Annotated in this window: 15 protein-coding genes and 2 pseudogenes; 14 read left to right on the forward strand and 3 right to left on the reverse strand. The window is 51.5% G+C overall.

Annotation, left to right across the window (positions count from 1 at the left end; genetic code table 11):
* Nucleotides 1-92 precede the first annotated feature (92 nt).
* The 5 genes and pseudogenes from glmM to B5E82_RS17940 all read left to right on the forward strand — a co-directional run.
* Nucleotides 93-1,430 (forward strand): phosphoglucosamine mutase, encoded by a 1,338-nt coding sequence (gene glmM, locus B5E82_RS12340; protein ID WP_087307876.1) that lies wholly within the window; start codon nt 93-95, stop codon nt 1,428-1,430.
* 19 nt (nt 1,431-1,449) lie between these two features.
* Complete coding sequence (locus tag B5E82_RS12345) at nt 1,450-2,370, forward strand: nucleotidyltransferase family protein (RefSeq protein WP_087307877.1); 921 nt, start codon at nt 1,450-1,452, stop codon at nt 2,368-2,370.
* A 102-nt stretch (nt 2,371-2,472) separates the two neighbouring features.
* Nucleotides 2,473-4,209, forward strand: a complete 1,737-nt coding sequence (locus B5E82_RS12350) for an ABC transporter ATP-binding protein (protein ID WP_087307878.1) — start codon at nt 2,473-2,475, stop codon at nt 4,207-4,209.
* 115 nt (nt 4,210-4,324) lie between these two features.
* Nucleotides 4,325-4,522: a hypothetical protein gene (locus tag B5E82_RS12355; protein WP_140393137.1), complete on the forward strand. Its 198-nt coding sequence runs from the start codon at nt 4,325-4,327 to the stop codon at nt 4,520-4,522.
* Between the two features lie 154 nt (nt 4,523-4,676).
* Nucleotides 4,677-4,793: pseudogene (locus B5E82_RS17940) on the forward strand (transposon-encoded TnpW family protein); the annotation flags it as partial.
* A gap of 69 nt (nt 4,794-4,862) precedes the next feature.
* Here B5E82_RS17940 and B5E82_RS18520 read toward each other — a convergent pair.
* On the reverse strand, nt 4,863-5,081 hold the full coding sequence (locus B5E82_RS18520) for a hypothetical protein (RefSeq protein WP_242966318.1): 219 nt from the start codon (nt 5,079-5,081) through the stop codon (nt 4,863-4,865).
* Between the two features lie 180 nt (nt 5,082-5,261).
* Nucleotides 5,262-5,519 carry an AbrB/MazE/SpoVT family DNA-binding domain-containing protein gene (locus tag B5E82_RS12365; RefSeq protein WP_087307880.1) on the reverse strand — a complete coding sequence of 86 codons (258 nt, stop codon included), beginning with the start codon at nt 5,517-5,519 and terminating at the stop codon, nt 5,262-5,264.
* Nucleotides 5,520-5,696: 177 nt separating this feature from the next.
* Between B5E82_RS12365 and B5E82_RS12370 the strand changes: the two genes are divergently transcribed.
* From B5E82_RS12370 to B5E82_RS12390, 5 genes and pseudogenes are all read left to right on the forward strand, one after another.
* Nucleotides 5,697-5,948 (forward strand): GNAT family N-acetyltransferase, encoded by a 252-nt coding sequence (locus B5E82_RS12370; RefSeq protein ID WP_206415702.1) that lies wholly within the window; start codon nt 5,697-5,699, stop codon nt 5,946-5,948.
* Nucleotides 5,882-6,055: pseudogene (locus tag B5E82_RS18525) on the forward strand (cell division protein FtsK); the annotation flags it as partial. The gene B5E82_RS12370 and the pseudogene B5E82_RS18525, both read left to right, overlap by 67 nt.
* 338 nt (nt 6,056-6,393) lie before the next feature.
* Complete coding sequence (locus B5E82_RS12380; RefSeq protein WP_087307881.1) at nt 6,394-7,545, forward strand: AI-2E family transporter; 1,152 nt, start codon at nt 6,394-6,396, stop codon at nt 7,543-7,545.
* Between the two features lie 185 nt (nt 7,546-7,730).
* Nucleotides 7,731-8,225 carry an RNA polymerase sigma factor gene (locus B5E82_RS12385; protein ID WP_087307882.1) on the forward strand — a complete coding sequence of 165 codons (495 nt, stop codon included), beginning with the start codon at nt 7,731-7,733 and terminating at the stop codon, nt 8,223-8,225.
* A gap of 52 nt (nt 8,226-8,277) precedes the next feature.
* A complete protein-coding gene (locus tag B5E82_RS12390) occupies nt 8,278-8,820 on the forward strand; it encodes a DUF4352 domain-containing protein (RefSeq protein ID WP_087307883.1) in 543 nt (180 codons plus the stop codon).
* A gap of 165 nt (nt 8,821-8,985) precedes the next feature.
* On the opposite strand, the gene B5E82_RS12395 is transcribed toward B5E82_RS12390, so the two are convergent.
* Nucleotides 8,986-10,026 (reverse strand): aldo/keto reductase, encoded by a 1,041-nt coding sequence (locus B5E82_RS12395; protein ID WP_087307884.1) that lies wholly within the window; start codon nt 10,024-10,026, stop codon nt 8,986-8,988.
* Nucleotides 10,027-10,288: 262 nt separating this feature from the next.
* On the opposite strand from B5E82_RS12395, the gene B5E82_RS12400 reads away from it, so the two are divergent.
* The 4 genes from B5E82_RS12400 (at nt 10,289) to lpdA (ending at nt 14,566) form a co-directional block, all read left to right on the forward strand.
* Nucleotides 10,289-10,648, forward strand: a complete 360-nt coding sequence (locus B5E82_RS12400) for a YccF domain-containing protein (protein WP_087307890.1) — start codon at nt 10,289-10,291, stop codon at nt 10,646-10,648.
* A gap of 3 nt (nt 10,649-10,651) precedes the next feature.
* The gene (locus B5E82_RS12405) at nt 10,652-11,617 is read left to right on the forward strand and encodes a GTP-binding protein (protein ID WP_087307885.1); all 966 of its coding nucleotides are present in this window, start codon (nt 10,652-10,654) and stop codon (nt 11,615-11,617) included.
* Nucleotides 11,614-13,110, forward strand: coding sequence for a glycerol kinase GlpK (gene glpK / locus B5E82_RS12410; RefSeq protein ID WP_087166239.1), 1,497 nt, complete (start codon nt 11,614-11,616; stop codon nt 13,108-13,110). Before B5E82_RS12405 ends, glpK begins: the two co-directional genes overlap by 4 nt.
* An 85-nt stretch (nt 13,111-13,195) precedes the next feature.
* Nucleotides 13,196-14,566: a dihydrolipoyl dehydrogenase gene (lpdA, locus tag B5E82_RS12415; protein ID WP_087307886.1), complete on the forward strand. Its 1,371-nt coding sequence runs from the start codon at nt 13,196-13,198 to the stop codon at nt 14,564-14,566.
* The last annotated feature ends 210 nt before the right edge of the window (nt 14,567-14,776 follow it).

Genomic DNA, 14,776 nt, shown 5'->3' on the forward strand with positions numbered 1-14,776 from the left:
AAGAATATAAGGAATTGGGAAAGGTTTTTACTGCTGTCTGTTCTTGGGCGGCAGGATACTGGAAACAGGAAAAGAAAAGCAAGGAGTAAGAGATGGGAAAATATTTCGGAACGGATGGTTTCCGCGGTGAGGCGAATGTAAAGCTGACTGTGGAACATGCTTTCAAGGTGGGAAGATATCTGGGCTGGTATTACGGAAGAGATCACAAGGCCAAGATTGTAATCGGAAAAGACACAAGAAGAAGCAGCTATATGTTTGAGTATGCGCTTGCTGCCGGCATTACAGCTTCCGGAGCGGATGCCTACCTGCTTCACGTCACGACCACTCCCAGTGTTTCCTATGTGGTGCGTACCGAAGGGTTTGACTGCGGAATCATGATTTCAGCCAGCCACAATCCGTTTCATGATAATGGAATCAAGGTGATCAATGGACTGGGCCATAAGCTGGAAGCAGAAGTGGAAGAGAAGATTGAGGCCTATATTGACGGACTTACGGAGGAAAGACCGCTGGCGACGGGAGAGGATATCGGGCGTACCGTAGACTTTGCGGCAGGCCGGAACCGTTATATCGGTTATCTGATTTCCCTGCCTACGCGTTCCTTTAAGAATATGCGGGTGGGTCTGGACTGTGCCAACGGCAGCGCCTCTGCTATCGCAAAAAGCGTCTTTGACGCCCTGGGCGCAAAGACCTATGTGATCAACAACGAGCCGGACGGAACGAATATCAATACAAACTGTGGTTCCACACATATTGAAGTCCTTCAGAAATTTGTAAAGGAAAACGGACTGGATGTGGGCTTTGCCTATGACGGAGACGCGGACCGCTGTATCGCTGTGGATGAACACGGCGAGGTCGTGGATGGAGACCGGATCATGTATATCTGCGGAAAATACATGAAGGAGCAGGGCGTGCTCAAGGACGACACCATCGTTACCACCGTTATGTCCAACCTGGGCCTTTACAAGGCCTGCGATCAGGCGGGAATCCGTTACGAAAAGACGGCGGTAGGCGATAAATATGTGTACGAGAACATGACGAAGAACGGCTTCCAGCTGGGAGGAGAGCAGTCGGGCCACATTATTTTCAGCAAGCATGCCACCACGGGAGACGGTATCCTGACTTCTCTGAAAGTCATGGAAGTAATCCTGGAAAAGAAATCCACGCTGGGCACGCTGGCTTCTGAAGTGAAGATTTATCCCCAGCTGCTGCAGAATCTGCGGGTGCAGGATATGGATACCGTGCTGAATGCCCCTGCGGTAAAGAAAGCCATTGCGGATATCGAAGAGCGTCTGGGGTCAGAAGGCCGGGTCCTCGTGAGAAAGAGCGGCACAGAGCCTCTGCTGCGCGTCATGGTAGAGGCGCAGACCGACGAGCTCTGCGAAGAGTGCGTACTGCATATTATCAATGCAATGAAAGGCGTATCAGCCTGAAAATATAAGGAGAGAGATCATGAAAAAGACGACACTGGTAGTGATGGCCGCAGGAATCGGAAGCAGATTCGGCGGAGGGATCAAACAGCTGGAGCCGGTAGGACCGAACGGCGAAATCATCATGGATTATTCCATTCATGATGCCATGGAGGCCGGATTTAATAAGGTGGTATTCATCATCCGGAAGGATCTGGAAAAGGATTTCAGGGAAATCATCGGCAACCGGATCGAGAAGCTGATTGAGGTCGAGTACGCGTTCCAGGAGCTTGACAATCTTCCGGAGGGCTTCCGGAAGCCGGAAGGCCGGACGAAGCCCTGGGGTACAGGCCAGGCGGTCTTAAGCTGCAAGGGAATTGTAAAAGAGCCCTTCGCGGTGATCAACGCGGACGACTATTACGGTAAGGAAGCCTTTGTGAGAGTACATGATTATCTGGTGGAAGACCATGAAGACACTGGAAAATTTGACTTCTGCATGGCAGGCTTTATCCTGGGAAATACCTTAAGCGACAATGGAGCGGTGACCCGCGGCGTCTGCAAGGTAGAGAACGGCTATCTGACCGATGTGGTGGAGACCGGCGGTATTGAAAAGCTTCCGGACGGCGGCGCAGGCGTGCCGGGGCCGGATGGAAAACTGGTTCCCATCGACGCGAAGGGCTATGTGTCCATGAATATGTGGGGACTGACCCCGGATTTCCTGGATGAGGTGGAAAAGGGCTTTAAAGAATTTCTGCAGGGCCTGAAGCCGGGAGATATCAAGGCAGAGTACCTGCTTCCGTCTATCATCGGAGGACTTCTGAAAGAGGGGCGCGCCACAGTCAAGGTGCTGGAGACCCATGACAGATGGTTTGGCGTGACCTATAAAGAAGATAAGCAGTCCGTAGTAGATTCCTTTAAGAAACTGATCGCGGACGGCGTATATAAGGAGAAGCTGTTCTCCTGAAAGCAGCAAAATTTGAATTGAATCAAAAACAGTAAAAGGGAAGGGCGTCCTGAGCCCGGACGGAAAGTCCGGGGGAGAGACGTCCTTTCAAACGGGTGAAATATGAGTGAAACAAAGGTAAAGAAAACGACGATATTTTCCTATTACAAGCCCTACAAGGGACTTCTGGCGCTGGATCTGCTGTTTGCCACAGTGGGAGCCGGCACCACTCTGGTAATTCCGCTGATCGTCCGGTATATTACCAATCATGTGATTTATGAAGAAAGCCAGGCGGCCTGGCATACGATTGTGAACCTAAGCGTCCTGATGCTGGGACTGCTGGTTCTGGAGCTGGTCTGCAATTTCTATATTACCTACTGGGGCCATATGATGGGCGCCAGGATGGAATACGGCATGCGCAACGATATTTTTGAGCATTATCAGAAACTCTCCTTTACCTTTTACGACAATCAGAAGGTGGGACAGCTCATGTCCCGGGTGACAAACGATCTCTTTGATATCACGGAGCTTCTGCACCACGGGCCGGAGGACATTCTGATTTCTCTGATAAAAATTGTGGGAGCGCTGATTATCCTAAGCCGGATCAACGGACCGCTGACCCTGACTGTGACCTGTTTCCTGCCCTTTATTTTCTGCTTCGCGCTTTTCCTGAACCGGAAAATGAAGCACGCGTACCGCCAGAACCGGGTAAAGATGGCAGACATCAACGGCCAGATCGAGGACAATCTCTCCGGAATCCGTGTGGTCAAGTCTTTTGCCAATGAAGAGATAGAAATGGAAAAATTCCGAAAAGGAAATGACCGTTTTCTGGCAACGAAACGCAACAGCTATCTCTATATGGGCACCTACAATTCTGTGCTGAACGCCATGCTGACAGGTGTGACCATTGCCGTGGTGCTGGTGGGCGCGCGGCTGATTACCACAGATTCCATGGAGATTACCGACCTGATTACCTTTCTTCTGTATGTGGCCAACTTCACAGAGCCGGTGAAGAAGCTGATCAATTTCACGGAGCAGTTCCAGAATGGATATTCCGGCTACAGCCGGTTCCGGGAAATCATGGATATAGAGCCGGATATCGCGGATCGGAAAGACGCAGTACCTTTGACAGATGTGAAGGGTGAGGTGGAGTTTCGGGACGTGTCCTTCTGCTACGAGGCGAATACGGATAAGGTGCTGGATCATGTCAGCCTCCGCGTTCCGGCGGGCAGCTATGTGGCCCTTGCGGGATCATCAGGGGGCGGAAAGACCACGCTGTGCAGCCTGATTCCCCGTTTCTATGATGTGACCTCGGGCAGCGTCTGCATCGACGGAAAGGACGTCAGGGACGTGACGCTGAAGAGCCTGCGCGGCAATATCGGCATCGTGCAGCAGGACGTCTATCTCTTTGCGGGCACTGTCATGGATAATATTCTTTACGGCAGGCCGGACGCGTCCAGAGAGGAAGTGATTGAGGCGGCCAAAAAAGCCAATGCCCATGATTTCATCATGGAGCTTCCGGACGGCTACGACACGGACATCGGCCAGCGGGGCGTGAAGCTGTCCGGCGGCCAGAAGCAGCGCCTGTCCATTGCCCGGGTATTCTTAAAAGACCCGAGGATATTAATCTTTGATGAGGCTACCAGCGCTTTGGATAACGAAAGCGAGCGTATCGTACAGGAATCCCTGGAAAGCCTCGCGAAAGAGAGGACAACCTTTGTGATTGCACACCGCCTGTCCACCATCCGCAACGCGGAACGAATTCTGGTGCTGACAGAAAAGGGCATCGAGGAGCAGGGAACCCACGAGGAATTGATGGCGATGCACGGGGTCTATGAGAGACTGTATAAGATGCGGTAAGGCTGCCAGGCTTCTTTTTGCTGAAAATTTCACAGGAAAGCAGCTTTTGACCGATCATATTTGAAAAACAATAATGGTGAAAAAATGTCCGGTTTCAGCCCGTCTGGGATGAAGTATGAGAAAAATAATAATGGGAGTTTTGCTTTTCATAATTTGTGGACTATTTCTTAGCGGTGGATATAATAAAAAGATATTTTTGAAGTGCTGGATGAAACATGTACAGAAAGAGGGGGCGCTGGGAATGGTTGATAAATTCGGGAGAATACCAGGATGTTATGATATTGGACGAAAATTTTATTGGCGTGAAGAATGAATCTGGACAATATGGTTTTATTAACAGTAATAAAGAGCTAGTGGCTGATTTCCGGGGAAAGTTATGATGAGGCTCATAGTTTTAGAGAAGGACGGAAACCAGACCGCTGGAGGCGAGTATGCCTTTGTCGATTAAGGGCAGCAGTAAAAAAGGAAAATCAATCGGCAAGCCCACTTACAAGGTGCGCGTCCATTTCAGCTAGACCAGCACCGAAACCATGAGCGATAAAATTGAGCGTATGCTCAAAAACGAGGAGATACAGCAGATGTAAAACACAGCGGGCCGGAAACCTTCAAACAGGCTTCCGACCCTTTCCATGCCAGGAGAAAAGGCGCAGAGGTTAATCCTCCACGCCTTCACTTTCGAGAAATTGTGCGACGGTCATGCACTTTGGATGTTCCATATCCAGACTTAAAAAGTCTTTATCGCCGGTGAGGATAATATCCACATCCGACACAATGGCCGCATTTAAGATTGGCTGGTCTTTTGCGTCGCGTATCAGCTTTTCCGCATGGTCTACCGCAGGAATTAACTCATAGGACATCTCTGCCAGCAGCACTTCGGCATCCGGGAGATACTTTGGCGCTTTCCGTCCGAGATATCCCGCAGCTCCGCGATGTTGCGGTCACACAGGACAATTTCGTGATTGTCTGCGATGTAGAGCAAAGCCCGCGACGGTTTGGAACGGGGAAAGACCAATGCGGAAAACAGAATGTTTGTGTCTACCAATATCCGCATTTTACCGTTCCTTTCCATAACGCACTTCGTCTATAAGCGCCTGAATATCATTCTCGCTGGATACGCCCAGTGCCTCAGCGGCCCCGGCAAAGGCGGCCTGCGCTTTTTGGATGGCCGCAGCGGAGGCGTTGCTAACAACAATCTCTCCATTCTGCTTTTGAAGGAACAGGATTTTATCGCCGGATTTCAGTCCAAGCTGCCGCCTGATTTCTACCGGCACAGTGATTTGACCGTTTGCAGAGATCTTCGCCAAATTCATACAAGTCACCCTTTCTATTCTTTAGAACTCAAGTTTTCTTTATTTCTGCTTATATTATATCCCATGCGCCGAGGGAAGTAAACTCGTCCAGGCAAAAAAGAGGCGCTCATTTGTGGCTTTTTCGTGAATTTGATTAAAAAATCCTTCACAACTCGTTTCGGGGAGTGTGAAAAATAAATGATTTTAGAAACAGAACGTCTATTTCTAAGAGAGATGCGACTAAATGATTTTCAGGATTTGGCTGAAATTTTACAAAATCCAAATGTAATGTATGCCTACGAACATGATTTTTCAGAAAAGGATAAAGTATATTCAATCATCAAAGCTGGTAATTTTGCGTCTATAAAAGTAGCTGAAAGCGTATCAGAGCCAGCGACAAGAACCTTGTGTACCGCTTCTGTACAGGTACGCTCCTGCGCCTGTTCGTGACGGTTCTCCTGCTACTGAACATAGGACAGCTCATGCGTACCGATTGGGAGCATTTCAGTTTACTAGATAATGGGTTGACGCTTTCTCCTTACAACTTTATAATCATATAGGCGTTTGCGAAACGCCAGAACCCGCATAAATACGGGATTCTTTTTCAAACAAAAGATAGCAATTCCGAAAGAGAATACAGACCTGCCACACTGGTCATTACATCCGATGATAGATTTTATTTATTGCTGGATGGGGCTTTTTATTCTTTGAAGCCATCTGACTATCCTTATGATAAGCCGCTGATTATTGATGATGATGCAGGAGCTGCCGGATAGACTGACAGAAATGATTGCGCCGATACATTAATCAGGGAAATCACACATCCCAAACTTGACATTCTGATGCCTTATGGTATGTTTATACTAAAAGACCGAAGAATGGAAAGGGGAAAAAGATGAAACTTGATATCAAGACCTGCCTGCGGGCGGGTATTACCATATTTCTGCTGTATTTGTGTATCCATTACTGGCCCGCGGTGGCCGGAGCGGCGGGGACGGTTCTGGGCGCGGCCATGCCGCTGATTCTGGGCGCGGGCATGGCATATTTTGTGAATATCCTGATGACCTTTTATGAACGCCGCATGTTCGGAGGCTCCGGGGGCGGGATCGGGAAGAAGGCAGGAAGACCTGTGTGCATGGTTCTGGCGTTTGCGACTCTGGTTATTATCGTGGTTCTACTGATGGTACTGGTGATTCCGGAGCTGGTTTCCTGTATCCGGGTGATTGTCTCGGGGGTTCCGGGCGTGATTTCGGAATTTACGGCCTGGTGCGAGAAGCAGGGAATCCTGCCGGAGACCATTGCGGATTCCCTGGCCCAGATCGACTGGAAGAGCCGCATGACGGATATTGTAAAGGTGCTGACTGCCGGAGTGGGAAGTACGGTAAATGTGATTGTCAATACGGTTACTTCGGTGGCGTCCGGATTCGTTACTTTCTTTATGGCGCTTATTTTCTCCATCTATCTGCTGCTGGGAAAAGAAAAGCTGGGCGGACAGCTGGAAAAGATTATGGGGCGTTACCTGAAAAAGGAAATCAACCGGAAAATCCGGTATGTGGTGGGTGTCATCAATGACTGTTTCCACCGGTATATTGTGGGACAGTGCACAGAGGCCGTGATACTTGGCGTCCTTTGTATGCTGGGCATGATGATTATCCGTCTGCCTTATGCGACTATGATTGGAGCTCTGATTGGCTTTACAGCTCTGATTCCCGTGGCAGGCGCTTATATCGGCGCTTTCGTGGGAGCGTTTATGATTTTGACGGTAGCTCCGGTCAAAGCGTTGATTTTCCTGGTCTTTATCGTGGTTCTTCAGCAGCTGGAAGGAAATCTGATATATCCCAGGGTGGTCGGTTCCTCTCTTGGGCTTCCGGCCATCTGGGTGCTGGCTGCGGTGACTGTAGGCGGCGGTGTGCTGGGAGTTCCGGGAATGCTGCTTGGCGTGCCGCTTACAGCGGCCGTGTACAGACTGGTCCGCAATGATGTGTACGGGATTACAGAGAATAGTGAAAAGAAAGAATCAAAAGAACAAAAGCCGATAGAACAGTGAAATGTGAAATGGTGAAACGGCAAAGCGGCAAAACGGCAGGAAGCCGGTCCGGATTTTCGGATCGGCTTCCGCCGTTTTTAGGCGCAAAATTTCAGAAAAAAGCGGACGGATATTTTGCGGAAAAAGGAAGAATATCTGTAATCTGAAGGAAAAAAAGCGTAGTACACCTATGAGGGGGTGTCTGTTTGGAAGACTGGATGATCGTCAGACTCTTATTCCAGCGGTCGGAAGAAGCTGTGGCAGAGCTGGACCGCAAATACGGAAAAATCTGCAGTGCCATTGCCTATCGTATTCTGCAGAACAGGGAAGACGCCGAGGAATGCGTAAATGACGCTTTTCTGGCAGTGTGGAATACGGTTCCTCCGGAGAAACCGGAACCGCTGCTGGCTTATGTCTGCAGGATCGTGAGAAATCTGTCTCTGAAAAAATACCATTATAATACAGCGGAAAAGCGGAACAGCCATTACCATGTGGTTCTGGAAGAGCTTTCGGACTGCCTGGAAAGCGGCAGGAATGTGGAAGATGGTATGCTGGTAAGAGAACTGGCGGAGGAGGTGAACGCGTTTCTGCGTACACTGAAAAAGAGGGAACGGGCGGAATATTCTGTGTGGGGCTGTTTTCAAAGCGGAAGCCAGCTGGTGAAAGGAAGCTGGAAGGTTGCATTTTTTCTTAATCCATGATAATCTGAATGTACGAAACAGGAAAGAAAAATCTGACTGAGAGGGGAAAATAATGAACAGAAGAAAAAAGATGACGGCAGCCTTTGCGGCTGTTCTGGCATGCGCCTGTCTGACAGGCTGCGGCATGTTCGGACAGGGAAACAGCACGGCGGAGGGAAGAATCGGTGATCCGATAGAGACAGATTTCTTTGAGTTTACGGTAAACAGCGGATATCTGTGCGACGAGTTCGAGGGAAGAGCGGCGTCCGAAGGAACCGAGCTTCTGGTAGTGGATGTGACGGTAAAGAATACCTTTAACGCGACGATTCCCATGTCCGACTGGGATTTCCAGGCGCAGTGGGGGGAGGATGACGACGACGAGGCATATGCGTTCCCGATTACCTCTGACCCGGAAACCGGCGATGAGATACCGGCAGTCAGCGAAGAGCAGCTTCCCTATGAGTATGAGCTGGGAATCGACGAGAGGCGGGAAGGGCTTCTTGTGTATGAGGTTCCGGCAGGTTATGAGGATTTTTCCATATCTACGCAGGACACATACTCGGACGGAACGATGGGAGATACTTATTTTGTATACTTTACGCCTGAGAAGCAGTAATGCCTGATACAGGAAAGCCGGACACAATAAAAACCGCTCAGTCATTTGCAGTTTAATGGCTGGGCGGTTTTTGGATTTATGCCTGGCGGAGATTCGTGGAGCAGGGATTCCCGAAGCTTTGCCGAAACTGTTTGTACAGAAAGAAGCCTGTGGAGAAGAAACGGCCTAATTTACTTTTACCTCTCCAGCCAGAATCTTTTTGTAGTCCTCATAGTTTTTGGCCAGGAGCTCCGGAGTGTTGAGCTCGTAGGGACATTTTTCCATGCACTGGCCGCAGTGCAGGCAGTCTTCGATTTTTTTCATGTTTTCCTGCCAGTATTCGTTCAGCCACTGTCCGGAGGGCGCTCTTCTTACCATCAGGGACATGCGGGCGCAGTTGTTGATCAGGATACCGGCCGGACAGGGCATGCAGTAGCCGCAGCCCCGGCAGAAGTCTCCGGTCAGTTCGGCTTTCTCTTTTTCGATGAAGCGTGAAACCTCCTCATCCAAAGCCGGAGCCTCCTTCATATAGGAAAGCCATTCCTCCAGCTCGGACATTTTCTGTATTCCCCAGATGGGAAGGACGTTGTCAAACTGAGACATGAAGGCGAAGGCAGCCCTGGAGTTGTTGATCAGGCCGCCAGCCAGGCCTTTCATGGCGATAAAGCCCATATTGTGGTCCCTGCAGAGAGTCACCAGTTCCACTTCCTTTTCAGAGGAAAGATAGCTCAGAGGATACTGAAGCGTCTCATAAAGCCCGGACTCGATGGCTTCTCTGGCGATGTGGAGCTTGTGTGAGGTGATTCCGATGTGACGGATTTTTCCGGCCTCTTTTGCTTCCAGCATACATTCATACATTCCGGTTCCGTCTCCCGGACGCCAGCAGGTATCTGCGCAGTGGAACTGGTAGATATCTATGTAATCGGTTTTCAGAAGCTTCAGCGAGGTATCCAGCTGCTCCCGGAAGGCTTCCGGCGTTTTTGCCTGGGTTTTGGTGGCGATGTAGATATTGCCGCGTTCTTCCTGAAATATTTTCTCAAATGCGTTTCCGAGCTTTTCTTCGCTGTCGCTGTAGGCGCGCGCCGTGTCGAAAAAGCGCATACCTCCCGTCCAGGCCCGCCGCAGAATCTCCACAGCAGTCTCCATATTGACCCGCTGCACGGGCAGAGCGCCGAAAGCGTTCTGGGGAACTGTGATTCCCGTGCTTCCCAGAGTTATCATTTTCATGAAGTTTTCATCTCCTTTGTATTTTTTACATGACAGATACCCCGGCAGACGCAGCCGGTATCTGATAATATTTCTGCATTTATTTTAGTTCCTCCCCCTGTCCGCCGTCAATCCCTCTTTTCCGCCGGAGCAGTAAATGAGCGCAAAACGGGCCGGTGCCGGCCTCAGAAGAAGCTGGAATTGAAAACGGGGAAATTAAGTGATAGAATGACACTACAAAATGTGTTATAAAGCTGTATTTCAGAAAGATGAGGATCATGTTATGGGATGTCTGGGAAATTTTTTATGGTTTATTTTTGGAGGAGCGGTCAGCGGCCTGAGCTGGTGCCTGGCGGGCTGCCTGTGGTGTATTACGATTGTGGGAATTCCGGTGGGAACCCAGTGTTTTAAGCTGGCGGCTCTGAGCTTTTTTCCTTTTGGAAAAGAAGTCCGCTACGGAGGCGGAGCCGGTTCGTTCCTGCTGAATATTTTATGGCTGATTTTCTCAGGGCTGGCGCTGGCCCTGGAACACGCGGCTTTGGGAGCGCTGCTATGCGTCACGATCATCGGAATTCCCTTTGGCCTGCAGCACTTCAAGCTGGCAAAGCTGGCGCTGATGCCCTTTGGAGCGGAGGTTTATTAAAGCATGATAAAGATTGATCTGATCACGGGCTTTCTGGGCTCCGGCAAGACCACTTTTCTGAAAAAATACGCGGCCTGGCTTGTGAGCAGGGGAGAGAAGATCGGGATTCTGGAAAATGACATGGGTCCCGTCAATGTGGACATGATGCTCCTGAAAAGCCTGGAAGGGGAGAACTGCGAGCTGGAGATGATCTCCGGCGGCTGCGACCGGGAGACTCACCGGAGGAGATTCCGGACCAAGCTGATCGCCATGGGGATGAGCGGTTACGACCGGGTTCTGGTGGAGCCCTCAGGAATCTATGACACGGATGAATTTTTTGACGCTCTCCACGAGGAGCCCCTGGACAGGTGGTATGAGACGGGGAGCGTGATTGCGGTGGTGGACGCGAAGCTGGAACCGGATCTGTCGGAGGCGGCGGACTACATCCTGGCTTCGGAAGCAGCGTGTGCAGGCTGTATTCTCATAAGCAGGACCCAGGAAGCCCTGGAAGGGGAGACTGCGGAGACGATCGCGCATCTGAACCGGGCGCTGGAAAAGGTACAGTGCGGCAGAAGGCTCCGGGCCGGAGAGGAGATTCTCTGCAGGAACTGGGATGATTTTACGGATGCGGATTTTGAACGGATAGCATCCTGCGGTTTTGTGCCTGCAGACTATGTGAAGAGAGGGCTGCGGGACAAGGAGCCTTTTGATTCTCTTTTTTTCATGAATAGTTCTGTGACGGAGGAGGGGCTTCGGACAGCCGCCGCACGGATTTTCGGGGACCCGGGCTGCGGCAGGGTATTCCGGATCAAAGGCTTTTTCAAAAAGGAAGGGATGGACGGCAGAGAGGACTGGAGCGAGCTGAACGCCACGCGGCATGAGACGGTGATCAGTCCCATAGAGGAAGGCCAGGAGATTCTGATCGCCATAGGAGAAGGGCTGAACAAAGAAAAGATAGAAAGGTATCTGCAAGGAGGAACGGAAGGGTGAAAAAGTATATTATGGCATTGGATGCGGGGACGACCAGCAACCGCTGCATCCTGTTTAATGAAAAGGGGGAAATGTGCAGCGTGGCTCAGAGGGAATTTCATCAGCATTTCCCGAAGCCGGGCTGGGTGGAGCACGACGCGGACGAGATCTGGGCCAGTATGCTGGGCGTGGCGGTGGAAGCCATGAGCATGATAGGGGCGGCAGCGGAGAACATAGCCGCCATCGGCATCACAAATCAGCGTGAGACTGCCATCGTTTGGGATAAGAATACAGGAGAACCGGTGTACCATGCCATTGTCTGGCAGTGCCGCCGGACGGCGCGGTATTGCGATCTGCTGAAGGAGAGAGGGCTTACAGACAGCTTCCGGAAGAAGACAGGGCTTGTGATTGACGCTTATTTCTCCGCTACGAAGATCCGCTGGATTCTGGATCATGTGCCCGGAGCCAGGGAGCGCGCCGAACGGGGAGAGCTGCTTTTCGGAACTGTGGAGACCTGGCTGATCTGGAAGCTGACGAAGGGAGCCGTTCATGTGACGGATTATTCCAATGCCTCCCGTACCATGCTGTTCAATATCAATACGCTGGAATGGGACCGGGACATTCTGGAGGTCCTGAATATTCCGGAAAGCATGCTGCCGGAGGTAAAGCCTTCCAGCTGTGTTTACGGCTGTACCGATCCTTCCTTTTTCGGCGGGCCCATTCCCATCGCTGGCGCCGCGGGCGATCAGCAGTCAGCCCTGTTCGGACAGACCTGTTTCCATCCCGGCGAGGCGAAAAATACATATGGGACAGGCTGCTTCCTGTTGATGAATACGGGAGAACGGCCTGTGTTTTCCGAGAACGGCCTGGTGACGACCATTGCCTGGGGAATCGACGGGAAAGTAACCTACGCGCTGGAGGGCTCCATTTTTGTGGCAGGAGCCGCGATTCAGTGGCTCCGGGACGAGATGAGACTGATTGATTCCTCGGAGGATTCCGAGTATATGGCGAAAAAGGTCAGCGATACCAATGGCTGCTATGTGGTGCCGGCCTTTACCGGCCTGGGAGCGCCCTACTGGGACCAGTATGCCCGGGGAACGATCGTGGGGATCACCAGAGGCGTGAACAAGTATCATATTATCCGGGCGACCCTGGAGTCCATTGCTTATCAGGTAAATGATGTCCTGGTGGCCATGGAAGCGGATTCGGGCATCCGTCTGGAAGCGTTGAAAGCGGACGGCGGCGCCAGCGCCAATGACTTTCTGATGCAGACCCAGGCAGACATTATAGGCGCTCCGGTGAATCGTCCCCGCTGTGTGGAGACCACAGCCATGGGAGCAGCTTACCTGGCTGGTCTGGCAGTGGGCTACTGGTCCGGGCCGGAGGATATACGGAAGAACTGGGCGGTTGACAGGACCTTTGAGCCGGCCATCAGCGGCGAGGAGAGAGCGGGAAAGCTCAAGGGCTGGAAGAAGGCTGTAAAATATGCCTACGGCTGGGCAAAAGAAGATTGATATAAAATTGACAATTCCTCCGATAAAAAGTATAATCAAATGGTATTTGTAACGTGAAAAAATCAGAAAGAGGAGGAAATTGGAAATGCAGGAGTTTGATGTAATCGTCGTAGGCGGCGGTCCGGCCGGATATAACTGTGCGGAATATGCGGCTCACCATGGAAAAAGCGTGCTTCTGGTGGAGAAAAAGAACCTTGGCGGCACCTGCCTGAATGTGGGCTGCATTCCCACCAAGACCTTTTTGTACGCTTCCAAGATGTACCATTACGCAGACGGAGCCGGAGCAGACTATGGCGTGACGGTAGACGGAGACGTGAGGATCGATCAGGCGGCAGTGGTCAGAAAGAAGGACGAGGTCGTAAAGACGCTGGTGCAGGGAGTGGCTGCCGGTCTGCGCCGGGCGAAGGTCAAAGTGGTGAATGGAACGGGAAAGGTCGGCCGGAAGGACGGCAGGCTGTTGGTGACGGTAGACGGAGAAGAGTACACAGCGGCGGATCTGATTCTGGCGACAGGTTCATCCCCGGTCATTCCGCCGATTGAGGGCGTAAAGGAAGGCCTGGCCGACGGTACGGTGATGACGAGCGATGAGATTCTGGATATGACAGAGGTTCCGGCCAAGCTGCTTATCGTGGGCGGCGGCGTGATTGGCTTTGAGATGGCTGCCTATTTTCAGGAGATCGGCTCCAGGGTGACTGTGATCGAAATGCTGGACAAGGTGCTGGGCCCCAATGACCGTGAAGTCAGCGCTCTGCTGCAGCAGGAGATGGAGAAAAAGGGCGTGACCTTTTATCTGTCCAGCAGTGTGAAAAAGGTGTCGGAAGGCGTAGTGACCTTTGAGAAGGACGGCAGAATTGATGTGGCTGCCTACGACAAGGCCCTCATGTGCGTGGGACGCCGGGCAAACAGCGATATCGAGGGTCTGGAAGAGCTGGGCGTGCAGGTGGAGCGAGGGGCCATCGTGACAAATGAGCATATGCAGACGAACGTTCCCCATGTCTACGCCATCGGAGATGTGAATGGAAAGGTGATGCTGGCTCATGTGGGCTACCGGGAAGGAGAGGCGGCTGTCAACCATATCCTCGGCCGGGAGGACGCCATGAGCTACGACGCCATCTGCGGAGTGGTTTATACAAATCCGGAAGCTGCTTTCGTAGGTATGTCTGAGGAACAGGCGAAGGCCTCCGGCAAACCTTATAAGGTAAAGAAGGTATCTATCAACTTCAGCGGCCGCCATGTGGCGGAAAACGGAATGAGTAACGGCCTGTGCAAGCTGATTCTTGATGCGGAGAAAAACACGCTGATTGGAGCGGCGCTGATGTCCTCCTACGCTTCGGAATATATCTATTCCCTGACGTTGATGATTGATCTGCAGGTTCCGGTGGATCGCATTCTGCGGACGGTATTTCCTCATCCGACGGTATGCGAGGTGATCCGTGAGGCGCTGCTGAGTTCATAGTTTATTTGTAGCGTCGGTGTACAAATTCAGCCATTTTTGACCGGATTGTCCCTTGGTACACCGACGCTACCCTCAGTTGACAAGAGCACACACGGTCAGGACAGGGCTGTTTCAGTGTCCTGCCGCGTTGCTTTTCTCTCCGCGTACGTCCAGTACGCGTCGTTCAAGCGCCTTGCAGGGCACTGAAACAGCCGCTGCCTGACTCTTCGA

This window comes from Lachnoclostridium sp. An138, assembly GCF_002160765.1.
Lineage (GTDB): Bacteria > Bacillota > Clostridia > Lachnospirales > Lachnospiraceae > Laedolimicola > Laedolimicola faecalis.

Coding starts and splice junctions, on each gene's coding strand:
- lpdA (WP_087307886.1), top strand. CDS start 13,196: ATGCAGGAGTTTGATGTAATCGTCGTAGGCGGCGGTCCGGCCGGATAT.
- B5E82_RS12395 (WP_087307884.1), bottom strand. CDS start 10,026: ATGAAAATGATAACTCTGGGAAGCACGGGAATCACAGTTCCCCAGAAC.
- B5E82_RS12405 (WP_087307885.1), top strand. CDS start 10,652: ATGATAAAGATTGATCTGATCACGGGCTTTCTGGGCTCCGGCAAGACC.
- B5E82_RS12400 (WP_087307890.1), top strand. CDS start 10,289: ATGGGATGTCTGGGAAATTTTTTATGGTTTATTTTTGGAGGAGCGGTC.
- B5E82_RS12345 (WP_087307877.1), top strand. CDS start 1,450: ATGAAAAAGACGACACTGGTAGTGATGGCCGCAGGAATCGGAAGCAGA.
- B5E82_RS12365 (WP_087307880.1), bottom strand. CDS start 5,519: ATGAATTTGGCGAAGATCTCTGCAAACGGTCAAATCACTGTGCCGGTA.
- glmM (WP_087307876.1), top strand. CDS start 93: ATGGGAAAATATTTCGGAACGGATGGTTTCCGCGGTGAGGCGAATGTA.
- B5E82_RS12390 (WP_087307883.1), top strand. CDS start 8,278: ATGAACAGAAGAAAAAAGATGACGGCAGCCTTTGCGGCTGTTCTGGCA.
- B5E82_RS12370 (WP_206415702.1), top strand. CDS start 5,697: ATGATTTTAGAAACAGAACGTCTATTTCTAAGAGAGATGCGACTAAAT.
- B5E82_RS12380 (WP_087307881.1), top strand. CDS start 6,394: ATGAAACTTGATATCAAGACCTGCCTGCGGGCGGGTATTACCATATTT.
- B5E82_RS12350 (WP_087307878.1), top strand. CDS start 2,473: ATGAGTGAAACAAAGGTAAAGAAAACGACGATATTTTCCTATTACAAG.
- B5E82_RS12355 (WP_140393137.1), top strand. CDS start 4,325: ATGAGAAAAATAATAATGGGAGTTTTGCTTTTCATAATTTGTGGACTA.